Consider the following 1,573-nt stretch of genomic DNA (forward strand, 5'->3'; position numbering starts at 1 on the left):
CATGGGCGGCGGCCGCCTGGTGATCCACCCCCCACGGGCCGCCACCTTCGAGGCGCACCGCAACACGCTGATCGGCAACACCTGCCTGTACGGCGCCACCGGCGGCGAGCTCTACGCCGCGGGCATGGCCGGCGAGCGCTTTGGCGTGCGCAACTCCGGCGCGCTGGCGGTGGTGGAAGGCGTCGGCGACCATGGCTGCGAATACATGACCGGCGGCACGGTGATCGTGCTGGGCGAGACCGGGCTGAACTTCGGCGCCGGCATGTCGGGCGGCATGGCCTTCGTCGTCGACGAGACAGGCGATTTCGTCTCCCGGCTCAACAAGGAAATGGTCGACTCCATCCGCATCACCGGCGACGACACCGAGCCCTACCGCGCTTACCTCAGGGCGCAGATCGCACGCCACCAGGAGTTCACCGGCAGCGCGCGCGCCAGGGCCCTGCTCGCCGATTTCGACGCCACCCTGGCGAAGGTCTGGCTGGTCAAGCCAAAGCGGATTTCGCTCGAAGACCTGGTCGAGGACATCCTCGGGCCGGCGCGTGTTGTGGTGGGAGCATGACGATGGGTGACGTATTCCATTTCCTGAAGCAGGCGCGCCGCGACGGCGCCAAGACGCCGGCCGAGGTCCGCAAGAACGAATTCCGCGAGATCTACGCGCTGATGTCTCCGGCGCACGCGCAGGAACAGGCCGACCGCTGCCTCGGTTGCGGCAACCCCTACTGCGAGTGGAAGTGCCCGGTGCACAACTACATCCCGAACTGGCTGAAGCTCATCACCGAAGGCCGCCTGTTCGAGGCCGCCGAGCTCTCCCACCGCACCAACTCGCTGCCCGAGGTGTGTGGACGCGTCTGCCCGCAGGACCGGCTGTGCGAAGGCGCGTGCACCCTCAACACCGACGGCTTCGGCGAAGCTGTCGGCGGCGGGCCGAACGTCGGCGGTTTCGGCGCGGTGACCATCGGCCAGATCGAGCGCTACATCTCCGAGGAAGCGTTCAAGGCCGGCTGGCGCCCCGACATGTCGAACGTCGTGGCGACCGGCAGGCGCGTCGCAGTGATCGGCGCCGGCCCCGCCGGTCTCGCCTGCGCCGACGTGCTGGCGAGGAACGGCGTGCAGGCGGTGGTGTACGACCGCCACGAGGAAATCGGCGGCCTGCTCACCTTCGGCATCCCCGAATTCAAGATGGAAAAGACCGTCATGACCCGCCGCCGCGAGGTGTTCGAGGGCATGGGCATCGAGTTCCGCCTCAATACCGAGATCGGCCGCGACGTGCCGATGCAGGCGCTGCTCGACGAATACGATGCCGTATTCATGGGCATGGGCACCTACCGCTACATGAAGGGCGGCTTCCCCGGCGAGGACCTGCCGGGCGTACTCGAAGCGCTGCCTTTCCTGATTTCCAATGTCAGGAACTGCCTCGGACTCACCCGACCCGGCGAAGTCTTCCACGACATGAAGGGCAAGCGCGTGGTGGTGCTGGGCGGCGGCGACACCGCGATGGACTGCAACCGCACCAGCATCCGCCAGGGCGCCGCCAGCGTCACCTGCGCCTACCGCCGCGACGAAAAGAACATGC

1 protein-coding gene and 1 pseudogene are annotated in these 1,573 nt (G+C 67.6%); both read left to right on the plus strand.

Translation table 11 applies throughout. From position 1 onward, the window contains the following. A pseudogene (gene gltB / locus Q0X16_RS06885) lies at positions 1–559 on the plus strand (glutamate synthase large subunit); the annotation flags it as partial. Next, on the plus strand, positions 556–1,573 hold a 1,018-nt coding region (locus Q0X16_RS06890), incomplete at its 3' end, for an FAD-dependent oxidoreductase (RefSeq protein WP_297832423.1). The pseudogene gltB and the gene Q0X16_RS06890, both read left to right, overlap by 4 nt.

The organism is Thermomonas sp. (assembly GCF_025993755.1).
Classification (GTDB): Bacteria; Pseudomonadota; Gammaproteobacteria; order Xanthomonadales; family Xanthomonadaceae; genus Thermomonas.